Source organism: Flavonifractor porci (genome assembly GCF_037572415.1).
GTDB lineage: Bacteria > Bacillota > Clostridia > Oscillospirales > Oscillospiraceae > Flavonifractor > Flavonifractor porci.
This window is the reverse complement of record NZ_JBBHLB010000004.1, coordinates 82,098-103,438: the sequence shown is the minus strand read 5'-3', so window position 1 is coordinate 103,438 and position 21,341 is coordinate 82,098. Positions and strand designations below refer to the sequence as shown.

Annotated in this window: 21 protein-coding genes and 1 tRNA gene; 10 read left to right on the top strand and 12 right to left on the bottom strand. The window is 59.3% G+C overall.

The features are described from left to right. Positions 1 to 104: 104 nt before the first annotated feature. The 4 genes from WHJ28_RS04460 (at position 105) to WHJ28_RS04445 (ending at position 4,042) form a co-directional block, all read left to right on the top strand. Entirely contained in the window at positions 105 to 539 is a 435-nt protein-coding gene (locus WHJ28_RS04460; protein WP_340040042.1) for a hypothetical protein, read from the top strand. Beyond that, positions 527 to 2,467, top strand: a complete 1,941-nt coding sequence (mobP3, locus tag WHJ28_RS04455; protein WP_340040039.1) for a MobP3 family relaxase — start codon at positions 527 to 529, stop codon at positions 2,465 to 2,467. Before WHJ28_RS04460 ends, mobP3 begins: the two co-directional genes overlap by 13 nt. Before the next feature lie 69 nt (positions 2,468 to 2,536). After that, complete coding sequence (locus WHJ28_RS04450) at positions 2,537 to 2,755, top strand: helix-turn-helix domain-containing protein (RefSeq protein ID WP_087298964.1); 219 nt, start codon at positions 2,537 to 2,539, stop codon at positions 2,753 to 2,755. 57 nt (positions 2,756 to 2,812) lie between these two features. Beyond that, positions 2,813 to 4,042 carry a tyrosine-type recombinase/integrase gene (locus WHJ28_RS04445; protein ID WP_340040033.1) on the top strand — a complete coding sequence of 410 codons (1,230 nt, stop codon included), beginning with the start codon at positions 2,813 to 2,815 and terminating at the stop codon, positions 4,040 to 4,042. Positions 4,043 to 4,116: 74 nt separating this feature from the next. Here WHJ28_RS04445 and WHJ28_RS04440 read toward each other — a convergent pair whose 3' ends face one another. Together WHJ28_RS04440 and WHJ28_RS04435 are read right to left on the bottom strand one after the other, a co-directional pair. Continuing rightward, a complete protein-coding gene (locus WHJ28_RS04440; protein WP_340040031.1) occupies positions 4,117 to 4,833 on the bottom strand; it encodes an EcsC family protein in 717 nt (238 codons plus the stop codon). 297 nt (positions 4,834 to 5,130) lie between these two features. Further along, positions 5,131 to 5,206 (bottom strand) — tRNA-Pro (locus WHJ28_RS04435). Positions 5,207 to 5,208: 2 nt separating this feature from the next. On the opposite strand from WHJ28_RS04435, the gene trmB reads away from it, so the two are divergent. Beyond that, positions 5,209 to 6,051, top strand: a complete 843-nt coding sequence (gene trmB, locus WHJ28_RS04430; RefSeq protein WP_340040028.1) for a tRNA (guanosine(46)-N7)-methyltransferase TrmB — start codon at positions 5,209 to 5,211, stop codon at positions 6,049 to 6,051. A 41-nt stretch (positions 6,052 to 6,092) separates the two neighbouring features. Here trmB and WHJ28_RS04425 read toward each other — a convergent pair whose 3' ends face one another. Beyond that, positions 6,093 to 8,030, bottom strand: coding sequence for a bifunctional metallophosphatase/5'-nucleotidase (locus WHJ28_RS04425; protein ID WP_340040025.1), 1,938 nt, complete (start codon positions 8,028 to 8,030; stop codon positions 6,093 to 6,095). Between the two features lie 256 nt (positions 8,031 to 8,286). On the opposite strand from WHJ28_RS04425, the gene infC reads away from it, so the two are divergent. The 5 genes from infC to WHJ28_RS04400 all read left to right on the top strand — a co-directional run bounded on the left by infC (position 8,287) and on the right by WHJ28_RS04400 (position 12,214). After that, positions 8,287 to 8,853, top strand: coding sequence for a translation initiation factor IF-3 (gene infC, locus WHJ28_RS04420; RefSeq protein ID WP_087188805.1), 567 nt, complete (start codon positions 8,287 to 8,289; stop codon positions 8,851 to 8,853). 40 nt (positions 8,854 to 8,893) lie between these two features. Beyond that, positions 8,894 to 9,097 carry a 50S ribosomal protein L35 gene (rpmI, locus tag WHJ28_RS04415; RefSeq protein WP_087188806.1) on the top strand — a complete coding sequence of 68 codons (204 nt, stop codon included), beginning with the start codon at positions 8,894 to 8,896 and terminating at the stop codon, positions 9,095 to 9,097. A gap of 40 nt (positions 9,098 to 9,137) precedes the next feature. Continuing rightward, entirely contained in the window at positions 9,138 to 9,494 is a 357-nt protein-coding gene (gene rplT, locus WHJ28_RS04410; RefSeq protein ID WP_087188807.1) for a 50S ribosomal protein L20, read from the top strand. 125 nt (positions 9,495 to 9,619) lie between these two features. After that, positions 9,620 to 9,970 carry a BlaI/MecI/CopY family transcriptional regulator gene (locus WHJ28_RS04405; protein ID WP_340040014.1) on the top strand — a complete coding sequence of 117 codons (351 nt, stop codon included), beginning with the start codon at positions 9,620 to 9,622 and terminating at the stop codon, positions 9,968 to 9,970. Between the two features lie 12 nt (positions 9,971 to 9,982). After that, a complete protein-coding gene (locus WHJ28_RS04400) occupies positions 9,983 to 12,214 on the top strand; it encodes a M56 family metallopeptidase (protein ID WP_340040012.1) in 2,232 nt (743 codons plus the stop codon). Between the two features lie 47 nt (positions 12,215 to 12,261). Here WHJ28_RS04400 and WHJ28_RS04395 read toward each other — a convergent pair whose 3' ends face one another. The 9 genes from WHJ28_RS04395 to WHJ28_RS04355 all read right to left on the bottom strand — a co-directional run bounded on the left by WHJ28_RS04395 (position 12,262) and on the right by WHJ28_RS04355 (position 21,252). Then, on the bottom strand, positions 12,262 to 12,867 hold the full coding sequence (locus tag WHJ28_RS04395; RefSeq protein ID WP_340040010.1) for an ABC transporter ATP-binding protein: 606 nt from the start codon (positions 12,865 to 12,867) through the stop codon (positions 12,262 to 12,264). Next, the gene (locus WHJ28_RS04390; RefSeq protein ID WP_340040008.1) at positions 12,864 to 13,802 is read right to left on the bottom strand and encodes an ABC transporter ATP-binding protein; all 939 of its coding nucleotides are present in this window, start codon (positions 13,800 to 13,802) and stop codon (positions 12,864 to 12,866) included. The genes WHJ28_RS04395 and WHJ28_RS04390 overlap by 4 nt, the downstream gene beginning before the upstream one ends. Before the next feature lie 6 nt (positions 13,803 to 13,808). Then, entirely contained in the window at positions 13,809 to 14,633 is an 825-nt protein-coding gene (locus tag WHJ28_RS04385; protein WP_340040006.1) for an ABC transporter permease, read from the bottom strand. After that, complete coding sequence (locus WHJ28_RS04380; RefSeq protein WP_340040440.1) at positions 14,630 to 15,607, bottom strand: ABC transporter permease; 978 nt, start codon at positions 15,605 to 15,607, stop codon at positions 14,630 to 14,632. Before WHJ28_RS04380 ends, WHJ28_RS04385 begins: the two co-directional genes overlap by 4 nt. Before the next feature lie 128 nt (positions 15,608 to 15,735). Continuing rightward, positions 15,736 to 17,310 (bottom strand): ABC transporter substrate-binding protein, encoded by a 1,575-nt coding sequence (locus tag WHJ28_RS04375; protein WP_340040003.1) that lies wholly within the window; start codon positions 17,308 to 17,310, stop codon positions 15,736 to 15,738. A 16-nt stretch (positions 17,311 to 17,326) separates the two neighbouring features. Then, positions 17,327 to 18,652, bottom strand: coding sequence for a nickel pincer cofactor biosynthesis protein LarC (gene larC, locus WHJ28_RS04370; RefSeq protein ID WP_340040001.1), 1,326 nt, complete (start codon positions 18,650 to 18,652; stop codon positions 17,327 to 17,329). Further along, entirely contained in the window at positions 18,649 to 19,407 is a 759-nt protein-coding gene (gene larB / locus WHJ28_RS04365; protein ID WP_340039999.1) for a nickel pincer cofactor biosynthesis protein LarB, read from the bottom strand. The genes larC and larB overlap by 4 nt, the downstream gene beginning before the upstream one ends. A 4-nt stretch (positions 19,408 to 19,411) precedes the next feature. Beyond that, positions 19,412 to 20,155, bottom strand: coding sequence for an ATP-dependent sacrificial sulfur transferase LarE (larE, locus tag WHJ28_RS04360; RefSeq protein ID WP_340039997.1), 744 nt, complete (start codon positions 20,153 to 20,155; stop codon positions 19,412 to 19,414). Positions 20,156 to 20,367: 212 nt separating this feature from the next. Further along, complete coding sequence (locus WHJ28_RS04355) at positions 20,368 to 21,252, bottom strand: LysR family transcriptional regulator (protein ID WP_340039995.1); 885 nt, start codon at positions 21,250 to 21,252, stop codon at positions 20,368 to 20,370. Positions 21,253 to 21,341: the final 89 nt, after the last annotated feature.

The window sequence follows — 21,341 nt, the reverse complement described above, 5'->3', positions numbered from 1 at the left end:
GCGTCTTTGACGGGCAGAAAATAGGCCGTTGGCGTCAGCTTTCCCACAAAGCCCCATGTTGCAGGCTTTTTGCCGATGTCTGTTTGGATGAAAGGAGAGTTTTCATGGGTAACGAAACAAAGGAGCGGCTCCCGCTGCGGATGAAGCCGGAGACCAGCCGCAGGCTGGAGCAGTGGTACGCCGCGGACAACTGCCGGAGCAAAAACGAGTTCGTGGAAAAGGCCGTCAACTTTTATGTGGACTATCTGGAGATGCGGGACGACCGATCCCTGCTGCCCACGGTGCTCCTGGCCGTGCTGGACGGCAGGCTGGGCCGGCTGGAGGACCTCATCGCCAGGCGGGAGTACACCCGGGAGGTGGAGCTGGATATGGTCATCGGGATCATCGCGGATGCGATGGAGATCGACCGGGACGATCTGAAACGCAGGCGGGCGGAGAGCGTCCACAACGTGAAAGCCACCAACGGTCTTATCTCGCTGGAGAAGCGGGCGCGCGCCGCCGAGGAACCGAACTGGGATGGTGACCAATGGCAAGACTGATTCTGAAAAGCCCCTATATCAAAAGCAAGGGCGGCGCGGCCGGGTACCTGCGCTACATTGCAACCCGGGAGCGGGTAGAAATTCTTCCGGATGACCGTCCGCCCACACGCAAGCAGGAGCAGCTCATCGCCAAGCTGGTGAAGGACTTCCCCGACACCAAAACCCTCTATGAGTATGCGAGCTACCAGGCCAAGCCCACCAAGGCGGCGGCCTCTGCGTTCCTCACCCTGGCGCTGGAATCCAACTGGGACGCGCTCCGTCAGTCGGAGCAGTATCTGAAGTATATCGCCACCCGGCCGCGGGCGGAGCGGCTGGGTTCCCACGGGCTGTTCGGCGACAGCGACGGCGTGTCGCTGGAAAAAGCGATGGAGGAACTGGAGCAATACACCGGAAATGTGTGGACGCACGTCCTCTCTCTCAAGCGGGAGGACGCGGCGCGTCTGGGCTTCGACAACGCCGCGGCGTGGAGAAATCTCATCCGCGCTCACCGCAACGAGATCGCGGCGGCGATGAAAATACCGCCCGCGGACTTCCGCTGGTACGCCGCCTTCCACGACGAGGGCGAGCATCCGCACATCCACATGATGGCCTGGTCTGCCACGCCTGGACAAGCCTACCTCTCCAAAGAGGGCATCCGACAGATCAAGTCCAGGCTGACCAACGACATCTTCCGGGACGAGATGCTCCACCTCTACGAGCAGAAGTCGGCGTCCCGGGACGAGCTGGTGCGGCAGGCCCGGCGGGCCATGCTGGAGCTGGTGCAGGCGATGCAGGGCGGTCTGTGCGACCACCCGGAGGCCGAGCAGCTCATGCAGGAGCTGGCAATGCAGTTTGGAACGGTCAAAGGCAAGAAAACCTACGGCTACCTTCCCAAGCGGCTCAAGGGGCTGGTGGACGAGATCGTGGACCAGATGGAGCGACTCCCCATCGTGCGCCAGTGCTACGACCAGTGGCTCCTGCTCCAGGGCAAAGTGGATGGCTACTACCACGACACGCCCCGGGAGCGGCTCCCGCTGTCCAAGGAAAAGGAGTTCCGGCAGATCAAAAACGCCGTCATCTGGGAAGCGGAGCGGCTGCGTCTGGGCCAGATCACCTTCGAGGACCAGGACGTGGGCCAACAGGATGAGCCGGAGCAGTTCCAAAATGCGTCCTATGCGTACTGGACGCTGCAGGAGGTCATCCGAAATGAAGAGCTGACGCTGGAGGAGCGGAGCGGCGCGGTATCGGAGCTGGAGAAGCTGGCGAAGGGCGGCGACCGCTACTCGCAATACCTGCTGGGCAAGCTCTGGCGGGACGGCCCTCTGCTGATCCCCGATGGGGTGAACGCCCGGTATTGGTTCGAGCAGGCCGCCCGACAGGGGCATTTGGCGGCGCAGTACGCCCTCGCCAAGCTGTTTCTTTCTGACGATCTGGAGGTACGGGACACCGAACGGGGCGTGGACTGGCTGCGCACCGCCGCGGCAGGCGGAAACAGCTGGGCCATGTACCGCCTGGGCAAGGAGCTGCTCCGTGGCGAAATCACGGAACAGGACACGGTGGGCGCGGTGGAGTGGCTCACCCGATCCGCCGAGGGCGGAAACCCCTACGCCCAGTATCTGCTGGGCAAGCTGTACCTCACAGGAAAGGAAGTGCCCCGGGATGAGGCGCAGGCCGTCCTCTGGCTGACCCGGTCGGCGGAGCAGGGAAACGAATACGCCCGGTACCTTCTGGACCACAGGGAGGAACAGCGCCCGCCCGATGTGATGCTGGCGGTGACCCGGCTGCTCTACCACATGAGCCGGATCTTCCAGGACAACTCCCTGCCCAGATCCCGCCCCGGCGGCATCCAGATCGACCGCAAGCGGCTCAGAAAGCTGCGGGAGAAGAAAATCGCTCAAGGCCACAAGTCGGATGACCATGAGGAACAGCAGCCCGAAATGACCATGTGAGCGGCGCAGAAAATGGGCCGCAAAACAAGGAATAAAATCCCTTCCGCGGGAAGGGTAGAAAGGAATCCGATGAAACGATCCAAGTATAACTCTTTCAATGAACTCCCCCTGATGCTGACCGTGCAGGATGTGGCCGATGTGCTGGGTATCGGGCTGGCCCACGCCTACGAGGTGGCTCACCGGAAGGATTTCCCCACCATCACCCTGGGCAGCCGGATCATCGTCCCCCGGGATAAGCTCATGGCGTGGATCGAGGAGCAGGCGGCCAGAAAGACGGAAATATTTTAGTAGCTATTCCCAGGATTCTGTGGTATTTGTTTGTGTTGCCGAAAGGAGGGACAAACAATGGCAAAGAAACGAGCAAACGGCGAGGGCAGCATCCGCAGAAAGCCCAACGGCCGCTGGGAGGGCAGATACACCCTGGGGATCGATCCCGTCACCGGCCGGGCCATCCAGAAAAGTGTGTCCGCCAAGACACGGGCCGAGTGCAAGGAGAAGCTGGACCGGGCCATCCGGGACAACCGGGGCATCCCGATGAACCACAACGAGGACTACACCGTGGCAGAGTGGTGCAGGCTGTGGTTCGAGACCTACAGCAAGCCGGTGATCCGCCCCAACACCGCCAAGACCTACGCGAATATCATCGAGAATCACATCGTGCCGGCCATCGGGATGGTCAAACTCAAGCGACTCACTGCCATCCAGATCCAACAGATGTACAACGATTCCAAGGCCCGCGGGCGGGTGCAGCGGTTTGAAACACAGACCAATACGGCCCTGTCCGGCAGTACGGTCCGGCGCATCCACATGGTGCTCTCTTCGGCGCTGAAGCAGGCGGTCAAGGAGCGGATCATCCCGTACAATCCCTGCGACAACTGCCGCATCCCGCGCAAAGAGCACAGGGAGATGACCATCATCCCGCCGGAGAAGCTGGGGGTGTATCTCCGGGAGGCAGAGAAGTACGGCGTCCTGCCCATGTTCTTCCTGGAGCTGTCCAGCGGCCTGCGGCGGGGGGAGCTGCTGGCGCTCCTGTGGGATGACCTGAACGTGAAGGATCGCATCCTCTCGGTGAGCAAGCAGGTCACCCGCATCGACGGGGAGCTGGTGGTGACCGAGCCGAAGACCAAGAACTCCATCCGCAGGGTGGCGCTGTCCCAGCAGGCGGTGGATATCCTGGTACGGGAGCATGAACAGCACCCCGACAACCCCATCCTGTTCCCATCGCCCCGCACCGGCGGCTACTGGAGCCCGGACGCGGTGTCCAGGATCAACCGCAAGCTGCTGGCAATGGCCGGCATCGAGGAGCACGTGCGCTTCCACGATTTGAGGCATACTTTTGCCACCATGGCACTCTCCAGCGGCGTGGATGTGAAGACCCTGTCCAGTATGCTGGGCCACTTCAGCGCCGGGTTTACCCTGGATACCTATACGCACATCACCAACGAGATGCAGAGAGGTGCGGCGGAGAAGATCGGCGGCTTCATGGAAACGGCCACGGCCAGACCGGAACCCGAGCCGCCCGACCCGCCGGAGGAGAGCCGGTGCAAGGTGATCCCGTTCGAGAGAGTGGGGTAAAAACAAAGAATGCCCAAGGGACGAAAGTATGTCCCTTGGGCATTGCAATTTGAGTATCGGACAGAAATAAAAGGTCAAAGGGCGGCGGAACATTCAAAGTCATCCGCTACAATCTCGACTGTATCGTCGGCGGAGTTTTTATCGTTGGAGAAGTCTCCTTCAAAAAACCATTTGTAAGCTCGAACACTAATTGCTTTGGTTTCCACCAAATCAAGGCCGCCGCCGATAACGGCACCAACACCAGGGACGAGCTTCCCTAAGTTGATAATGCCCTTGCTTCCGAATTTGGTGATGAATCTAAATCCTACTTTCTGGTTGATCTTTGTTAAAACCTTTCCCGGGATCTTCTTAATCAAACCATTCGCGAATTTTACCCCAAACTTGATTCCTGCCTGTTTAACCAGTTCATTTACAGCTACACCAGCAAGACAGGCGTACACAAATGTCTGAGTTTGGTCGCTGTTCAGTTCAAAGCCGGCCATATATGCGGTGCAGGCGATCATGCGCATCTGCACATACAAAACACTGCCAATATTAGCGGGCAAGGTAACAGGCATCGTAATGATTCCGCCAAATCCAGTAATGAACCCAGAGGTAGTGCATTTGATAATTTGATTATTGATCATGGCCTTGCATGCCTGCTGATTGGTGGGATATTTGTCTAAATAGTCGTTGGCCAATTCCGCTACAGATGGACTCACATAGGGAACGCCATTCAGACATTTTTCGTAGCAGCTGTCAAGAAGCGCCATAATATCTTCTTGAGAAATGCCCTTCTTCTCTTTGCTCACAACACACTCACTCCAAAGCTGATTTTTGAATCAAGGATTTGCTTGCTCAAAATTCAAAATCATTATATCGAACATGAACAAAAAACTCAAGAATTTATCGGAATCCACGACAGCAATATAGGCATTTCTCCCGTTAGGGATGGGTTAGGGATTTGGTGGTTTCGGCGGCACCTCTACCTCGAGTGCCCGTCGCTTTCCTGCCCCTAAAATCACCGCGGAACAGCAATCGCCAAAACCGCAAAAATCGAACTAAAAACACAGAAAAACCGCCTGTTTAGGCGGTTTTTCCAAGAAAGGTGGTCCGAGTGACAGGATTCGAACCTGCGGCATCCTGCTCCCAAAGCAGGCGCGCTACCAACTGCGCTACACCCGGATATGAAGTTGTGGGGTGGCCCGGGCGTATTCTCCCAAAGCAAACGTGCTACCAGCTGCATTACACCCGGATATGTAGTTTACCAGCATAACAGGTATTATTATAATATATATCACCAAGGATTGCAAGCATCCAATCAAATATGTTATGATGCTCTTTGTGAGGTGAATAAATCGATGCGAATGAGAAAAAAGCCCAACCTGGCTCCCCGGATGGAGCGGTGTGCCCGTGTCCTGATCTCTGATCCTGCTGCCCTGCGGGGCCGTTGGATGAGCCTGATGCCCCAAGCAAGCGTTCTCTACCTGGAACTGGGCTGTGGTAAGGGGCGTTTTACTGCCGAGACCGCCGCACAAAATCCCCAGGCCCTCTACATTGCAGTGGAACGGGTACCTGACGCTATGGTTATCGCCATGGAGCGGGTATGCGCCATGGATCTGCACAATGTCTTCTTTATCGACGGCGATGCCGCCGACCTGACTGAGCTCTTCGCCCCCAGCGAGGTGGACCGCGTCTACATCAACTTCTGCGATCCCTGGCCCGGCAACCGGCACGCCAAGCGCCGCCTGACCCACCCTGATTTTCTGCTGCGCTACCGTCAAATCCTTTCCCGGAAGGGTGAGATCCACTTCAAGACAGATAACCATGATCTGTTTGAGTGGTCCCTGTTCCAGTTCCCCAAGGCGGGGTTCCAACTCTCCCAGGTCACCCGTGATCTCCATGCCAATGGTATCTGCGGCGTCATGACCGACTATGAGGAAAAATTCCACAACCTGGGCACCCCCATCAATCGGTGCGTAGGTTCCATCGCTCCCCTGCCTGTCTCCCACAAAAACGCAGAGCCATAACCATCAGGGCCTGCCGCAACGAGCGGCAGGCCCTGATTCCTTTATCCACGATAGCGGTGGTAACCACGTCCCTTTTGTCCTCCATAACGGCGGCGGCGTCCTCTGGTAGCAATGCGATAAACAATCAATACGATCAAGGCCAGCACTACAAGGCAGACGACAAGAGCGATCCAACCTACCAGGTTCAGCCCTTTCAGCAGGCTCACCGGATTCAGGGACGCCTCCTCCACCTTGCGTCCCTCTGGTGCGGCATAGCGGCTGTCCACCGTACCCATGGACTGGAGGTAAGTGGCCAGAGCATACCACTCCTTCAGTTCCGAGCCATTAGGAGTATAAATGATTTGGTCCTCAAAATTGGTCACCGGGTTGCCCTGAGCATCCTTGGGCGTAATGGTCAGAATACCAAAGGACTGGTCATTGACCGTACCCAGCATCTGGCCGGTATACAATCCGGTCACCACCCGGTAGAGCTTGTCGTCCTCCAGCGGCACGGTGGTACCGTCAGGCAGCACCTGGGCATAGTCATTTACCCGATTGAGGATGATCCGATAGGGGTTCCAGGTCCAGGTCATTCCCGAACCATAAATCTGGGCGGCGGGCATCAAGCCGGTCACAGAAGCGTCTACCTCAAAGGCATCCCTCAGTTCCCGGCCGGTGATCCACACCGAGATCAGCGGATAGCCAGGGGTACCGTCAGCGCCGGAGCCCAGAGAGGAGACGTTAAACACATCCGATGTGGTGATCTCCCCAGCAGAGAAGGACTCCCGGATCACGCCCGCTGCCACCACGGCGAAATCCACCGGCACATAGTCCTCCCCCTCTGCCCGCTGAACAGCATAGATGTAGGAGTCGGCAATCAGATTGCCCAAGGTATCCTCCTTATGCTCCTTGCCGAACTGGGAGATGGGGGTAAAGTCAAACTCCGACCGGGCCAGCACCTGATTGAAGGTCAGTCCGAACCGGGAGAGGTACTCCTCTTCGATGATAGGCTGAAAGGACTGGGCCAACCGCTCCATCTCAGTATTAGCCGTCACTGTCTCGTCCACCGGCACCAGCCGGTAATCATAGTCAGTGACAGTACCGGCATCGTCCAGTTCCAGAGCCAGCACACCCAGATTAGTGGTATACTCTCCGCAGGAGACAATCAGGGTATCATTGACCTGAATCGGCTTCTCCAAGGTAGAGTGGGTGTGGCCGGAGATGATCACGTCAATGCCGTCCACCGCACGGGCCAGCTCATAGTCCTCCCCTTTTCCGCCGTCAGTGCCGGTGTGGGAGAGACACACGATCACAGAGGGGCCTTCCAGCTGGGCCAGTTCCGCTTCCAGGGCCGCCACCTCTCGCCGGGCAGCATCGGCCACAGGCTCAAATTCCATGCCCGACATGGGAGCGCAGGCATCCGCGTCCTCCCCCATCAGGCCGAAAATACCGTAGTTGATCCCGCCTCGGGTGAGGATGATGTGATCCTGCACGCCGTAGTGCTCCATGGCCTGGATCAGTTCCTGACTCCCAGCCCCGTCCAGCACCGTACCGTTGGACTGCACAATGGCGGGCACCCGGCTTCCGCTGGCGGCTGCCGTCTCCAGCATCTGAGCCAGGCCGGAGGCACGGTAGTCAAATTCATGGTTGCCCAGGGTGGTCACATCATACCCCATAGCCCCCAGTGCCTTCAGTTCCGGCGCCTGGGTGGCATAGATGGTTTGAAACAGGGTTCCCATAGAAAAATCGCCGCCGTCCACCGTAATGGCGTCAGGGTATTTGACCCGCTCCAGCGCAAGAAGGGTTGCCAGACGGGTATAGCCACCATATTCCCCGCCATCTTCCGAAGGCGCAGGATAAAAATGGTCATGGGTATCGTGGGTGAACAGAATCACTGCGTCGTGGCTGCTCTCAGCCGCTCCCCAGGCCGGACAGATGGAGATCAACAAAATAAGGGTCAGAACTGTCAAAAAAAGCCGTTTCAGGCCATGATGCACCATAATACTCCCTCCTTGTCCCCATTCTGCCATAATTCCAATGAAAAGGAAAGCAAAAAATAGTCTGGATTTTTTCTTCTGTTTTCTACTTGACATTGGGCTACTCCTTTGATATACTGTTTGGGCACAATAAAGCAGGAAGGTACCTCCGTCCTCACCTCCAGCATCAGCAAAGAGGTCAACATGGTCAGCGGCGCGCCGTGTGTTCGGCGTGGCTGTTCTGTTGTGGCGCGGGTACCGGAATGCGGTAACCGCGTTTTTGTATGCAGCAAAGAATTGGAGGTGCTTTCGTATCAGCAAACAGGGTCATCAGATCAACGAAGAGATCCGCGACAAAGAAGTCCGGCTCGTTTCCGACAGCGGCGAGCAGCTGGGTATCATGTCCGCCCGTGAGGCGCTGGAGCGCGCCATCGAGCAGAATCTGGACCTGGTGAAGATCTCTCCCAACGCCGTGCCCCCCGTGTGCAAGCTCATGGACTATGGTAAGTACAAGTTCGAGCAGACCAAGCGGGAGAAAGAGGCCCGGAAAAATCAGCACGTCGTGGAGATCAAGGAAGTCCGTATGTCGCCGGGCATTGACGTGAACGATTTTAACGTCAAGCTCCGTAACGCCCAGAAGTTCCTGAGCCAGGGCAATCGGGTGAAGGTCACCGTCCGCTTCCGCGGCCGTGAAATGGCCCACACCGATATCGGCAAGGGCCTGCTGCTCAAGTTTGCGGAACAGTGCAGCGAGGTGGCCGCGTTGGATAAGGACCCCAAGCTGGACGGACGGCATATGTCCATGTTCCTCTCTCCCAAGGTTGCCAAGGACGGCAAAAAGTCCTGATGCAATCCCCTGAAATCCAAAGACAAAGGAGTTAACCACCATGCCTAAACTGAAAACTCACTCCGGCGCGAAGAAGAGATTCAGCCTGACCAAGTCCGGCAAGGTCAAGCGCGCCCATGCCTTCAAGTCCCACCTGCTCAACGGCCACGGCAAGGACACCAAGCGTAAGAGAGGCCTCCGCGCCGGCGCTTATGCGGACAAGACCAACGAGCCCGCCATCAAGCGCATGATCCCCTACAAATAAGATAATTCCGATTTTACCTTAACATAGGAGGCTTTTTACAATGGCAAGAGTGAAAGGCGCGATGATGACGCGCAAGAGAAGAAATAAGATCCTCAAGCTGGCCAAGGGCTACTGGGGTGCCAAGAGCAAGCACTTCAAGATGGCCAACGAGCAGGTCATGAAGTCCCTGACCTACGCCTACACCGGCCGTCGGCTGAAGAAGCGTGACTTCCGCTCTCTGTGGATCACCCGTATCTCCGCCGCCTGCAAGATGAACGGCATGAACTACTCCACCTTTATGAACGGCCTGAAGAAGGCTGGCGTGGAGATCAACCGCAAGATGCTGGCCGAGCTGGCTGTCAACGACAAGGCCGCTTTCACCGCTCTGACCGAGATGGCCAAGGCTCAGCTGGCCTGAGTTTGAATCCAAAATTCCTGTGTTCCTCTTCGGAACACAGGAATTTTTTTATGCCCTTGACAAAACCAGTCTAACGGGATAGACTACAAGCAGGAAGTCTATCCCATTAGACAAAGGAGGTTCCTATGGAGACGCCCAAAATTTTTGAAAGCGAATACCGGTTCTGTCTCATTCTCTGGGAGCACGAACCGGTAACATCCACAGAGCTGGTAAAGCTGTGTCAGGCCCAGCTGGGCTGGAAGCGCACCACCACCTACACCGTCATCAAGCGTTTGGGGGAGCGGGGCGTGCTGAAAAATCAGGACGGGCTGGTGACCGCCCTGATCTCCAGGGAGGACGCCCAGGTGTCCGAGCTGGATGAACTGATGGAGAAGAAGTTCCAGGGCTCCCTTCCCGCCTTTCTGTCTGCCTTCGCCCGCAGACAGTCTCTGACCGAGAAAGAGGTAGAGGAAATCCGCCGCATCATCGAAAAATAAGGAGGTCCTGCCATGGAAGAGCTGTTCCTAACCCTGGTCAACCTCAGTCTCACCGCCAGCTGGCTGGTACTGGCGGTACTGGTGCTGAGACTGCTCCTGTGGAAAGCCCCCAGGTGGAGCTTCTGCCTGCTCTGGGGCCTGGTGGCCCTTCGCCTGATGTTTCCCTTTTCCCTGGAAAGCCCTTTCAGCCTGGTCTCCAGTACCCAGCCTCTGCCCCGGGAGATCCTTCACACCGCCACGCCTCAGATCCAAAGCGGCATTCCAGCCGTCAACAGCGCCGTTAATCCCATCCTGCAAGAGGCTCTGGCGCCAGCTGCGGGGGCCAGCGTCAATCCCACCCAGGTCTGGTCCTTCCTGTTGTCCCGGATCTGGCTGGCGGGGATGGTATTGCTGCTGCTCTACGCCCTGGTCAGCACCCTGCTGCTCAAGCGACGGCTGGCTACCGCCACCCTGCTGGAGGACAATATCAGGCAGAGCGAGCAGGTGGGTTCCCCCTTTGTACTGGGCCTGTTCCGCCCGGTCATCTATCTGCCTTACCACATTGCGGAGCAGGACCTGACCTATGTACTGGCCCACGAACGGACCCATATCCGCCGTCTGGATCACTGGTGGAAGCTGCTGGGCTTTGTACTGCTTGCAATCTACTGGTTCAATCCTCTCATGTGGGTGGCCTATCTGCTGTTCTGCCGGGATCTGGAGGGTGCCTGTGATGAGAAAGTCATCCGGGTCCTGAACTCGGAAGAACGGCGAGGCTACTCCACCGCCCTGCTGAATTGCAGCATCCGCCGCCGGCCCGTGGCGCCCTGTCCCCTGGCCTTTGGAGAAGCTGGGGTAAAGAGCCGGGTGAAAGCGGTGATGCACTACAAGAAGCCCGCCTTCTGGGTGGTGGTCATCGCCCTCGCTGCCTGCGTCATTGCCGCTCTGTGTTTTCTGACCAGTCCCAAGGAGCCCACCGTTTACGATGTCTTAACTCAGGACGGCTATGAGATTCTGGGGCAGGAACAGGCGTATCTGACCCTGACCGTACCCAAATCTGTTCTGACAGACGACTGCTATACCGGCGAGGGCCACACCTTTGCCAACAGCCAGGTGGTGGTCTGGCAGGATGATGCCACCACCATCTATCTCCATAATGTCATGCCTTCCAACGAAAGCGCTGAACTGCTGTATATGACCTTTGACTGCTCCTACCGTTTCTCCAACTATGGCAGTTTTGTCACCCCATTGCAGGCAACAGAAGATTCCTCCGTCAGCCCCCAGATCCTTTTGAGAAGCAAGATCCTCAGAGACGAGACGACCATCTACCCAGACGCCCTTGACCTGCGCGGTTACGGCCCCGACACCCAGTTTACCTTCTATGTGTCCAAAGAGGCCTGCATGGCCGCTCAAGATACTCTTATGATTAACATAATATGCAACCAGGTCCAGTATACAAAAGAGGGTTATAAAATATCCGGGAACCAGCCCTCCCCCGCCGGTCTCTACCTCTATGAGGGGGATGGGTTCGGCGGCGATTTTACCATCAGCCTCCGGGCGGACGGCTCTTTCACCTACTATGAAGGACACTTGAGCAGCTATATCGGGGCGGGCCAGTGGTCTGTCTCCGGCGATGTTCTCACCCTGGAGGATAAGACCGGCGTTTCCAAGGTCAACCATTTCCGCATAGAGGGGAACGACCTGATCTTCCAGGCAAACGGTTCCACTAATTTCATCTATGTGAAGGTGGCCGATGGAGCAGTCTTTTCTAAAAATAGTAAGTCCTCGATTCCGGCGGACACCGCCACCAAATGGTTTGACTATACCACCGCCCCCGGCGAAATGGATTGGGATGGGGAACTGACCATCACCCACACGGCCTTCCCCGATGTAACCTTCCGCTACACACCAGAGGAGATCACAGCGCAGCAAAAGCGAGAGGAAACACCGGTCCAGCTGATTTCCGGTATGCCTATCTGGAGCACCTATTTCTGCGATCTCAACGGTGATGGCCTGCCGGAACTGTGCGCCACCCTCAGCATGGGGTCCGGCATCGTAGATACCCGGATCATGGTTTGCGACTATGCCAACGGCCGCACCTATGAGCTGGAGGACCGGATGAACTATGACTATGCCCTTCGGTTTGACCCGGACAGCGCCCTGCTGTATGTGGACAGGACGCCCTATGGAAGGCGGGAACCCGATCAGTCTGGCCTGTTGACGCTGGAGGACTCCATCCTCACATACCACAATCAGTCCCCCAATTAGCAACAAAAAATGGCCTGCAAGTGATTCCACTCACTTGCAGGCCGTTTTTATGCTAAAGTCTGCATCCTGGTACACAGCTTTTCCATCAGGGCGCTGTTGTGGCTGACGATCACCAGCCCCAGGTTGCGCTTCTCCGCCTGCTCCAGCAGGAAGGTCCAGATCTGGGCCTGGGTAATGAGATCCAGCATGGCACTGACCTCGTCGCACAGCAGGTAGCGTACCCCGGGCCGCAGGGCCCGGGCAATGCAGAACCGCTGGAGTTCACCACCGGACAGCTCCGTGGGATACCGCTCCAGCCAGCCAGGCTGGATGTGAAGGGCCTCCAGCAGTCCCTCCTCCACTGGTCCACCTTCTTCTAACGTATCTCCCAGCTTCATCAGCGGGTCCACCGCCGTCTCCGGGTGCTGCCAGATCATCTGTACCGGGCAGATGCCCCGGTATTCCTTCAACGGCTTGCCGTCCACCAGCACCGTGCCGCTGTCTGGCTTCTCATAGCCCGCCAGCAGTTTACATAAGGTTGTCTTCCCCCGTCCGCTGGGGCCCAGCAGCCCAAGCCGCTCCCCCGGCTCCAGCGTCAGGTCGATGCAGTCCAGCACCGGCTCTTTTCCCTTCCGGCGGTAGCCAAAGGTCAGATTCTTTGCCTCCAGACTCACAGCTGTTCCCCTCCTTCCGGATATAAGCAGCGCACCAGGCCGCCGTCCAGCTCCCGATAGGGCACCGGACCCAGGCATTCAGGCCGCCCCTTGGGGCAGCGGGGTGCAAAGGGGCACCCCTTCCCTACCTCGCCTGGCCCGGGCTGGGCGCCGGGGATGGGGACAAAGCCATTCTGGGGCAGCGCCTGCCAAAGAGCCCTGGTGTAGGGATGGCGCAGTTTCCCCGCCTCAAAATCGGCGGCATTGGCCTCCTCCACTGTCTCACCGGCGTAGAACACCCCTACCCGGTCGGCAATGGTGAGGGCCAACTCCAGGTCATGGGTGATGAGGAGCACCCCCGCGCCGCCGTCGGCCAGCTCCCGGAAGTGGCCCAGCACCCGTTTGGCCGCCCGGGCATCCAGACCGGGGGTTGGCTCATCGGCAATGACCAGCTTGGGGGTTGCCGCCGCCGCGGTGGCGATGAGCACCCGGCGGGCCATGCCGCCGGACAGCTCAAAGGGGTAGCGTTCTTCGGTGTCCACCCCCAGGCCGTACCGCTCCAGCACCGCCCGGCTGGCCTCCCGGGCGCTCTGGTCCCGGCGCCCCTTGCGGATCTGAGGCCCCACCTTCATCAGCGGGTCCAGATAGGTCACGCCCTGTGGCACCAGGACGATCTCTTTGCCCCGCACTGCCCTCGCCCGTTTGGGGGTGAGGGGCTGGCCCAGGAAGGTGATCTCTCCGGCCATATGGCTGTTATAGGGCAGGATGCCCAGGATTCCGTGGGCCAGCAGGCTCTTACCCGAACCGCTTGAGCCCACCACCGCCACCACCTGACCGGGCCGGATGGTGAGGGATAAATCCTGAATCACCGGCAGCAGCATCTGTTTTGTGCCCCGTCCATACTGGGTGAAGGAGATGGATAGGTCTTTGACTTCCAAAATCGGTTCCAACTCCATCCCTCCTTACCTATGTACGCTGGCAGGATTCAGCAGCTTCCGCAGCTGCTCGCCCATGGCCGCAAAGAGCACCACCACCAGCACCAGGCTCAAGCCGGGAAACACCGCCAGCCACCACTTTCCGGTTGTAAGATAGCTCATGCTCTCCGACAAAATCACGCCGATGGCAGGCTGCTCCGGCGACAGGCCGAAGCCCAGGAATGTGACGCTGGCCTCATGAAGGATGGCGTGGGGGAACTGAAGCACCAGTCCGGTGAGGAACTGGGGCAGCAGATGGGGCAGCAGGTGCCGCCGGGCAATGGTCAGCCGGGACACTCCCAGCTTTTCCGCCGTGCGGACATACACCGCGCCCCGCAGCTGTAGCACCTCACCCCGGATGACCCGGGCCAGAGAGGGCCAGTGGCTGAGGGCCACGCCGGCCACCACGCCCACGAATCCCTTGCCGAACGCCAGAGAGATGAGCATGACCAGCAGGATATGGGGGATACCCATGACCAGATCGATACACCAGGAGATCACCGCGTCCACCCAGCCGCCAAACACAGCGGAGGCCACACCCAGCACCAGGGCAATGACGGCGCTGACGGCGGCAGTCAAAAGGCCGATGCGGATGCTGAGGGACAGTCCGGTGAAGGTGCGGGAGAGCATATCCCGGCCCATCCAGTCGGTGCCGAAGAGGAACTGTCCACAGGGGGGCAGATTCTTGCGGGTAAAGTCGGTAACCATGGCCTGCCCACTCAGCAGGCCGCCAGCCACCGCCACGGCGCACAGCACCACAGCGGCGGCAATCAACAGAAAGAGGGCATTTTTTCGCCCGTTCCAATGTCTCATTTCCGGGCCACCCCCCTTCTGATCTTGGGGTCCACCACGCCGTAAAGCAGATCTGCGATCAGGTTGCCGCCGAATACGATGGCGGCGCTCACCACCGTGATGCCCAGCAGCAGGGGCAGGTCGGAGCCCAGACCGGCGTTGACCGCGGCCTGGCCCAGACCGGGGTAGGAAAATACCTGCTCCACCAGCACCGAGCCGCCGAAGATCTCGCTAATGGAGGCAAATTGCAGGGTGATGGCAGGCAGGGCCACGTTGCGCAGGCCGTGGCGCAGGACGATGGAACCTTTGGACTCCCCTCTGGCCCGGGCGAAGAGCACATAGTCGCTCTCCATAATGTCCGCCATCTTCTCCCGGGTGTGCATGGCGATATTGGCCACGCCGGTGATACTCAGGGTAAGGGCGGGCAGGAAGGCGTGGTAAAGCCGGTCGGCCAGGGTAACGCTGGCGGCGTCCGCCCCGATGGGCACCGACAGGCCGATGGGGAACAGCCCCAGCCACACGGAGAAGATCACCAGCAGCACCAGAGCCAGCCAGAAGGCGGGGGTGCTGGAAATGAGCCAGCAGTAGCCCCGGATCAGCTTATCCACCAGCTTTCCCCGGTTGGCGCCGGCGATGACGCCCAGTGTCAGTCCCAGCACACCGGAGATCACCCAGGCGAAGGCCATTAGCCACAGGGAACTCTGCAGCCGCTGGCCAATCACCTGACTCACCGGCTGGCGGTAGAGCAGCGAGGTGCCCATATCCCCCCGGACAAAGTCACCCAGCCAGCCCAGATACCGCTCCACCGGAGGAGTATTGACTCCCCAATACTCCTCCAGCTTGGTGATCTGCTCCTGGCTCATGGTGCCCAGGGCCGCCTGGCCCACATTGGTCTGAAGGGGGTCCAGCGGAGAGGCCGACATGAGCAGAAAGGCGGCCAGACTGACCCCCAGCAGCAGCAGGACCATGCGGATCAATTTTTTGCCCGTGAACATCAGGCGGTGTTTCAAGGGAATTCCTTCTTTCCGGTGGGTATCAGAGGGATGGGCATAGATTCCAAACCGTTCCCCTCATCCGTCACGGCTTCTCCGCGACACCTTCCCCCAGGGGAAGGCTTTCTAAATCAACCCCAGCTCCACTGATCCACGTTGTTGACGATGGACCAGCCATGGCCGTGGGGGTGGATCTTCTGCTCGGCCACCTGAAGACCGTTCCGTACCCAGTACAGGTGGCTCACATTCACCAGCCATACCCAGGGGATGTCCCCGTCCTGGGTAACGCCGGTGGCGCCGTCCCACTGGGCCTTCTGCCACAGCGCATAGGACTCCTCCAGATCGGAGCACTGGAGGGCCTGGTCCATGTAAGAATCCACAGTGGAATTGGCATAGGGGGAATACTGGGCGGTGCCGGTATCCCCGATGGTGTGATAGATGTTATAGAGCTCCATGGGAGTATGGGCGCCCCAGCCCCAGATGAGAGGCTCCGTCCGGGCCCGGTCGTAAGCAGTATCCCAGCCCACGCCCTCCAGAGTACAGGAAATCCCCAGTTCCCACAACTGGTTGGCAAAGTCGGCGCACAGGGCCTGACGCACCGAGTCGCCGGCAGAATAGAGCAGGTTCAGCGTGGCCTTCACACCGTCCTTTTCCCGAACGCCGTCAGCCCCCATGATCCAGCCCGCCTCATCCAGCAGGGCTGCGGCCCCCTCCCGATCGTACTCCACTTCGGAGGCCGGATTATACCAGGGCATCTGATCGCACACGCTGTAGGCGGGGGTTCCGTAGCTGTTGAGCACGTTGTCGATCATCTCCTGCCGGTCGATGCCGATGTTGATGGCCCGACGCACCAGTACGTCGCCAGTGAGGGTACCCTCGATGACCGGCAGATTGAACCCCCGGTTGTCCACACTGTCATAGGCCGCCAGGCTATAGCTGGTAGGCTTCTGGTCTGCATAGGTAGCAGAGGTATAGGCCAGGTCCACCCGGCCGGCCTGGACCGCCAGGAATGCGGCGTCCTCCGCCATGAAGAGGATGGTCACCCGCTTCATTTTGGGAGCCTCGCCGTAGTAGTCGGGATTGGCCTCCAGAATCACCTGCTGACCCTTGTCCCACTGCTTGAGGATATACCGGCCGGAGCCAATGGGATTGGAGCCGTAAGTGGTGGCATCGTACGCGTGCTCAGGTACGATGCCCACGATGGCCATGGTGTAGGGCCAGATGGAGAAGGGGGTGACCATGTGGAATACCACCGTGGTATCGTCCACCGCCTCGGCCCGGTCCAGCATGGTAAAGTCATTCACAGAGCTAGCCGCCTTGACGGTATTGTAGGTAAAAGCTACGTCAGAGGCGGTCAGAGGCTCCCCGTCGGTGAATTTCACATCATCCCGGATCTTGACCGTCCAGGTCAGGCCGTCATCGCTGACCTGGATGTCGGTGGCCAAATCGTAGCCGATGGTCAGATCTGTGTTGGTTATCGTCAAAGTGGACTGGATCAGGGGCTCATGGACATGCTCACCGGCGCCCCAGCCGTAGGCGGGATCGAAACCGGCCTCGGGCTCGGAGGTGGTGCCCATGGCAATGACCACGCTGTCCTTGCTGTCCGTTTGAGGGGTGGTGGTGCCAGCTGTATTTCCGCCGCCGCAGCCCGCCAGCATACCGGCGGTCAGGGCCAGGCACAGGATGAGCGTCAGGATTCGTTTCATGGATGGCTCCTTTCCGTTACAGGCTCTTCTTCACTTCTTCCAGCACCACCGCCAGAGGGAGAGCATTGGCCCGAGCAAGGGCGGCAGCGTCCTCATACTCCGGCTTGGCGTGGGAGATGCCAAAGCCCTCCGCCGTCTTGACCCGGACGGCCCCCCAGGGGGTATCCACGCTTTTGCTGCCAGGGGTGAGAAAATACTTCTCGCAGCGGCGAATCCGCAGGCCATTGGTGGTGGTGTGGCGGAGAACAGCCTGGGCCAGCTCCCGCTCCTTCCCCACGTCGCACAGCACAGTGAGCACATGGCCGGGGCGGCCCTTCTTCATGGTGCCGGGAACGGAGTATACGTCCAGAGCACCTGCCGCCAGCAGCTGCTCGGCGGCAAAGGCCAGGGCCTCTCCGGTCATATCGTCGATGTTGCACACCAGCTCCACGATCTCGCCGTTGCCGCCCTCCTGGCTCTCGCCCCAGAAGGCCCGGACGCAGTTGGCCTGCTCAAACTGGCGGGTGCCCACGCCGTAGCCCACCTTTTCCACATTGAGCACCGGCATGGAGCCAAAGGACTGGGCAAAGTGGGCCAGCAGAGCCGCCCCGGTGGGGGTACACAGCTCGCCTTTGATCTCACCGCCGTAGGTGGGCACACCAGCCAGCAGAGCGGCAGTGGCCGGAGCAGGCACCGGCATGATGCCGTGGGCGCAGCGGACAGTGCCGCTGCCCACATGGATGGGGGACACCACGATTTTGTCGGGGTTCAACAGATAGAGGGCGTAGCACACGCCGGCCACATCAGCCACCGCGTCCAGAGCCCCCACCTCATGGTAGTGGACCTCCCCCACCGGGCAGCCGTGGGCTTTGGCCTCCGCCTGAGCGATGGCGTCATATACCGCCTTGGCGTGGGTCTTGACCTCCTCCGGCAGGGGCAGGTGGTCGATCAGGTGAGCAATGTGGCCGGGGGTGGCGTGGTGATGGTGGTGGTGCTCATGGTCGTGATGATGGTCATGGTCATGATCGTGGTGATGGTCATGATCGTGGTGATGGTCATGATCGTGGTGATGGTCGTGGTCATGGTGATGCTCGTGGTCATGATGGTGATGCTGGTCGTGGTCATGATCGTGCTCATGATGATGGAGGTGCTCATCCTCCTCCTCGCCGTGGACGGTGACCTTCATATGGGTGCCGCTGATGCCGCTGGTAACGGCGGAGGCCGCCTCCAGATGAACGCCGGGGAGGCCCAGGCTGTTCATGGTATTCAGGAAACCCTCCTTGTCCTCCAGCAGCTCGTACAGAGCGGACATGAGCATATCGCCCGCCGCACCCATGTTACATTCAATATATAAGGTTTTCATTTTAACCCCTCCATCTGATTGATCATGCTGGCCAGATAGCCCGCACCGAAGCCGTTGTCGATGTTGACTACGCTGCACCCGGAGGCACAGGAGTTAAGCATGGCCAGCAGGGCGGACAGGCCACCGAAGCTGGCGCCGTAGCCCACGCTGGTGGGCACTGCCACCACCGGGCAGTCCACCAGACCGCCCACCACGGAGGCCAAAGCCCCCTCCATACCGGCAACCGCCACTACGCACCGGGCGCTCATCATGGCATCCAGATTGGACAACAGTCGGTGGAGCCCCGCCACCCCTACATCATACAGCCGGGTGACCTTGTTGCCCATTACCTCGGCGGTGAGGGCGGCCTCCTCCGCTACCGGCATATCGCTGGTACCGCCGGTGGCCACCACGATGTGCCCCAGTTCCTGCCGGGGGCCGGGGAAGGCAATGCCCAGTCTGGGGATGGGTCGGTAGTCCAGGGGGACCGACTGCTCCACAATGCGGGCGGCCTCCTCCCCCATGCGGGTGATGAGGATATTTTTACAGCCCCGCTCCCCCATGGCAGCGGCAATACCGGCGATCTGCTCCGGAGTCTTGCCTGCACCGTAAATCACCTCTGCCGCACCCTGGCGCACCGAGCGGTGGAAGTCCACCTTGGCGTAGCCCAGATCCTCGAAGGGCTTGGTTTTTAGCTCCAGCAGGGCGTCCTCCGGACTGGTGTTTCCAGCTGCAACCGCCCGCAGCAGCTCCAGAATGTCATGCTTGTTATCCATACGCTTACCTCCCCTTCAGGTCCAGCAGAACAGCGGAGAAATCTGCCTCCAGTGCCTCCGTGATTGCAGTATGCAGACTGACAGCCTTCTCCATCTGCGCCGCTGGCAGCTGGATGCGGGCGGCGTCCCCCAGCAGCCGCACCCGGAAGTCGGTGAAGCCCAGCTTGAAGAGGGCGTTCTCTCCCCGCTCCACCTTTTCCAGCGCTTCTCTGGTAATGGAAGTTCCAGTTGGCACCCGGGTAGCCAGGCAGGCATAGGCCGGCTTGTCCCAGGTAAACAGCCCCGCCTCTTTGGACATCTGCCGCACCTGATCCTTGGTGATGCCGCACTCCCGCAGGGGGGAGCGCACCTCCAGCTCCCGCAGGGCCTGCATCCCCGGCCGGTCCCCGGCGTCATCCGAGGCGTTGGTGCCGTCCAGCAGCACGGTATAGCCGTCCTCCGCCGCCCGCTTCCACAGAGTGGTAAACAGCGCTCTCTTACAGTAGTAGCACCGCCGGGGGCCGTTGGCCGCCGCCTCAGGCACCGCCAGCACATCTTCCTCCACCACCGTCATGGGCACCTCCAGCTCCTCCGCCAATCTTTTGGCGTCAGCCAACTCAAAGGCGGGCTGAAAGACGGTGTTGACGTAATAGGCCCGCACATCACAGCCGTAGGTCCTGGCCGCCCACAGCAGCATGGCCGAGTCCGTCCCGCCGGAAAAGGCCAGAGCCGCCCGGGGAACCTCCTTGAAAAACTGTTCCAGCGTCATAGCTATACTCCTTCGCAAAAAAGAAGGTATCCGCTCCCTTTAGGGGAACAGATACCTTCCTAGTATCTTTACAATAGGTCAAACCACATACTGGGACATTGGATCTACCCCAGCTCTGGCCAGGTGCTCCGGCTTCCTGCCGGAATTTTGACCGAAATCCCAGTACTATTATAGCTTACCATAGACTATCATCCATTGCAAGCATTTTCTGCTCACTCGGCCCCATCTTTCAGTTCTACAGGTGCCAGTTCGCCCAGCACCTCCCGTACCAACGGAAAGATATGGGTCCCTTTCAGGTAGACCAGACTGAATTCCCGGGATTCATCCAGGCAGTCCAGGTGGAAAAAAGCCAGTTCCGGCTGTCCCGCAGCCACCGGCTCATAGGCAAAGGTGATACCGCCCCCCTCCGCCACAAACCGGGTAATGAGAGAGAACTGGTTGGCGCAGATTACCCGGGAAAACAGCTCCAGGGAATAGCCCCGTTCGGCCAGCACATTCTCCAGAATGCCCCGGGTGCCCGATCCCTCCTCCCGGACGATCATGCACTGGCCCTCCAGCGCCGTCAGGGGAATGGTGCGCCCGGCAAAGGGGTGGTCCCTTCGACACAGACCTACAAATTTGGACCGGCGGAACAGGCGGCTGCCGAACCGGCTCCGGTCGAAGGCCCCCTCGATGAGGGCAAAATCCAGCTGTTCATGCTCCAGCTGCCCCAGCAGGGCGGCGGTATTGTCCACGGAGATTTTCAGATTGCTGTCGGAATGGCGGATATACCGGCCCAGAGCCTCGGCCACTACAAATTCCCCGATGGTTTTTGTGGTTCCGATCCGCACTTCCCTTACCTTTGTCTCCATCAGTTCCTGCTGGAGGCGCTGCTCATTGTAAAGGGCAGTACGGGCATATTCTGCCACCCGCTGAGCCTGAGAGGTGGCATGAAGCTGCCGGCCATCATATACAAACAGCTTGCAGCCATACTTCTCCTCCAGCCCCCGGATCTGCTGGCTTACCGCCGGCTGGCTCATGCACAGCTTCTCCCCTGTTTTCCGGTAATTCATGGTCTCGTACAAGGTCAGAAAGGTTCGGATACGATAGTCTACCATGGTCCGTCACCCCATAATTTTTTTCGATCAATCAATAACTTTTAAAAACTTTATTTTATTATACTGAGGTGCTATACTGATTACAAGCG

Coding starts and splice junctions, on each gene's coding strand:
- WHJ28_RS04460 (WP_340040042.1), top strand. CDS start 105: ATGGGTAACGAAACAAAGGAGCGGCTCCCGCTGCGGATGAAGCCGGAG.
- mobP3 (WP_340040039.1), top strand. CDS start 527: ATGGCAAGACTGATTCTGAAAAGCCCCTATATCAAAAGCAAGGGCGGC.
- WHJ28_RS04450 (WP_087298964.1), top strand. CDS start 2,537: ATGAAACGATCCAAGTATAACTCTTTCAATGAACTCCCCCTGATGCTG.
- WHJ28_RS04445 (WP_340040033.1), top strand. CDS start 2,813: ATGGCAAAGAAACGAGCAAACGGCGAGGGCAGCATCCGCAGAAAGCCC.
- trmB (WP_340040028.1), top strand. CDS start 5,209: ATGAAGTTGTGGGGTGGCCCGGGCGTATTCTCCCAAAGCAAACGTGCT.
- WHJ28_RS04425 (WP_340040025.1), bottom strand. CDS start 8,030: ATGGTGCATCATGGCCTGAAACGGCTTTTTTTGACAGTTCTGACCCTT.
- rpmI (WP_087188806.1), top strand. CDS start 8,894: ATGCCTAAACTGAAAACTCACTCCGGCGCGAAGAAGAGATTCAGCCTG.
- rplT (WP_087188807.1), top strand. CDS start 9,138: ATGGCAAGAGTGAAAGGCGCGATGATGACGCGCAAGAGAAGAAATAAG.
- WHJ28_RS04405 (WP_340040014.1), top strand. CDS start 9,620: ATGGAGACGCCCAAAATTTTTGAAAGCGAATACCGGTTCTGTCTCATT.
- WHJ28_RS04400 (WP_340040012.1), top strand. CDS start 9,983: ATGGAAGAGCTGTTCCTAACCCTGGTCAACCTCAGTCTCACCGCCAGC.
- WHJ28_RS04390 (WP_340040008.1), bottom strand. CDS start 13,802: ATGGAGTTGGAACCGATTTTGGAAGTCAAAGACCTATCCATCTCCTTC.
- WHJ28_RS04385 (WP_340040006.1), bottom strand. CDS start 14,633: ATGAGACATTGGAACGGGCGAAAAAATGCCCTCTTTCTGTTGATTGCC.
- WHJ28_RS04380 (WP_340040440.1), bottom strand. CDS start 15,607: ATGTTCACGGGCAAAAAATTGATCCGCATGGTCCTGCTGCTGCTGGGG.
- WHJ28_RS04375 (WP_340040003.1), bottom strand. CDS start 17,310: ATGAAACGAATCCTGACGCTCATCCTGTGCCTGGCCCTGACCGCCGGT.
- larC (WP_340040001.1), bottom strand. CDS start 18,652: ATGAAAACCTTATATATTGAATGTAACATGGGTGCGGCGGGCGATATG.
- larB (WP_340039999.1), bottom strand. CDS start 19,407: ATGGATAACAAGCATGACATTCTGGAGCTGCTGCGGGCGGTTGCAGCT.
- larE (WP_340039997.1), bottom strand. CDS start 20,155: ATGACGCTGGAACAGTTTTTCAAGGAGGTTCCCCGGGCGGCTCTGGCC.
- WHJ28_RS04355 (WP_340039995.1), bottom strand. CDS start 21,252: ATGGTAGACTATCGTATCCGAACCTTTCTGACCTTGTACGAGACCATG.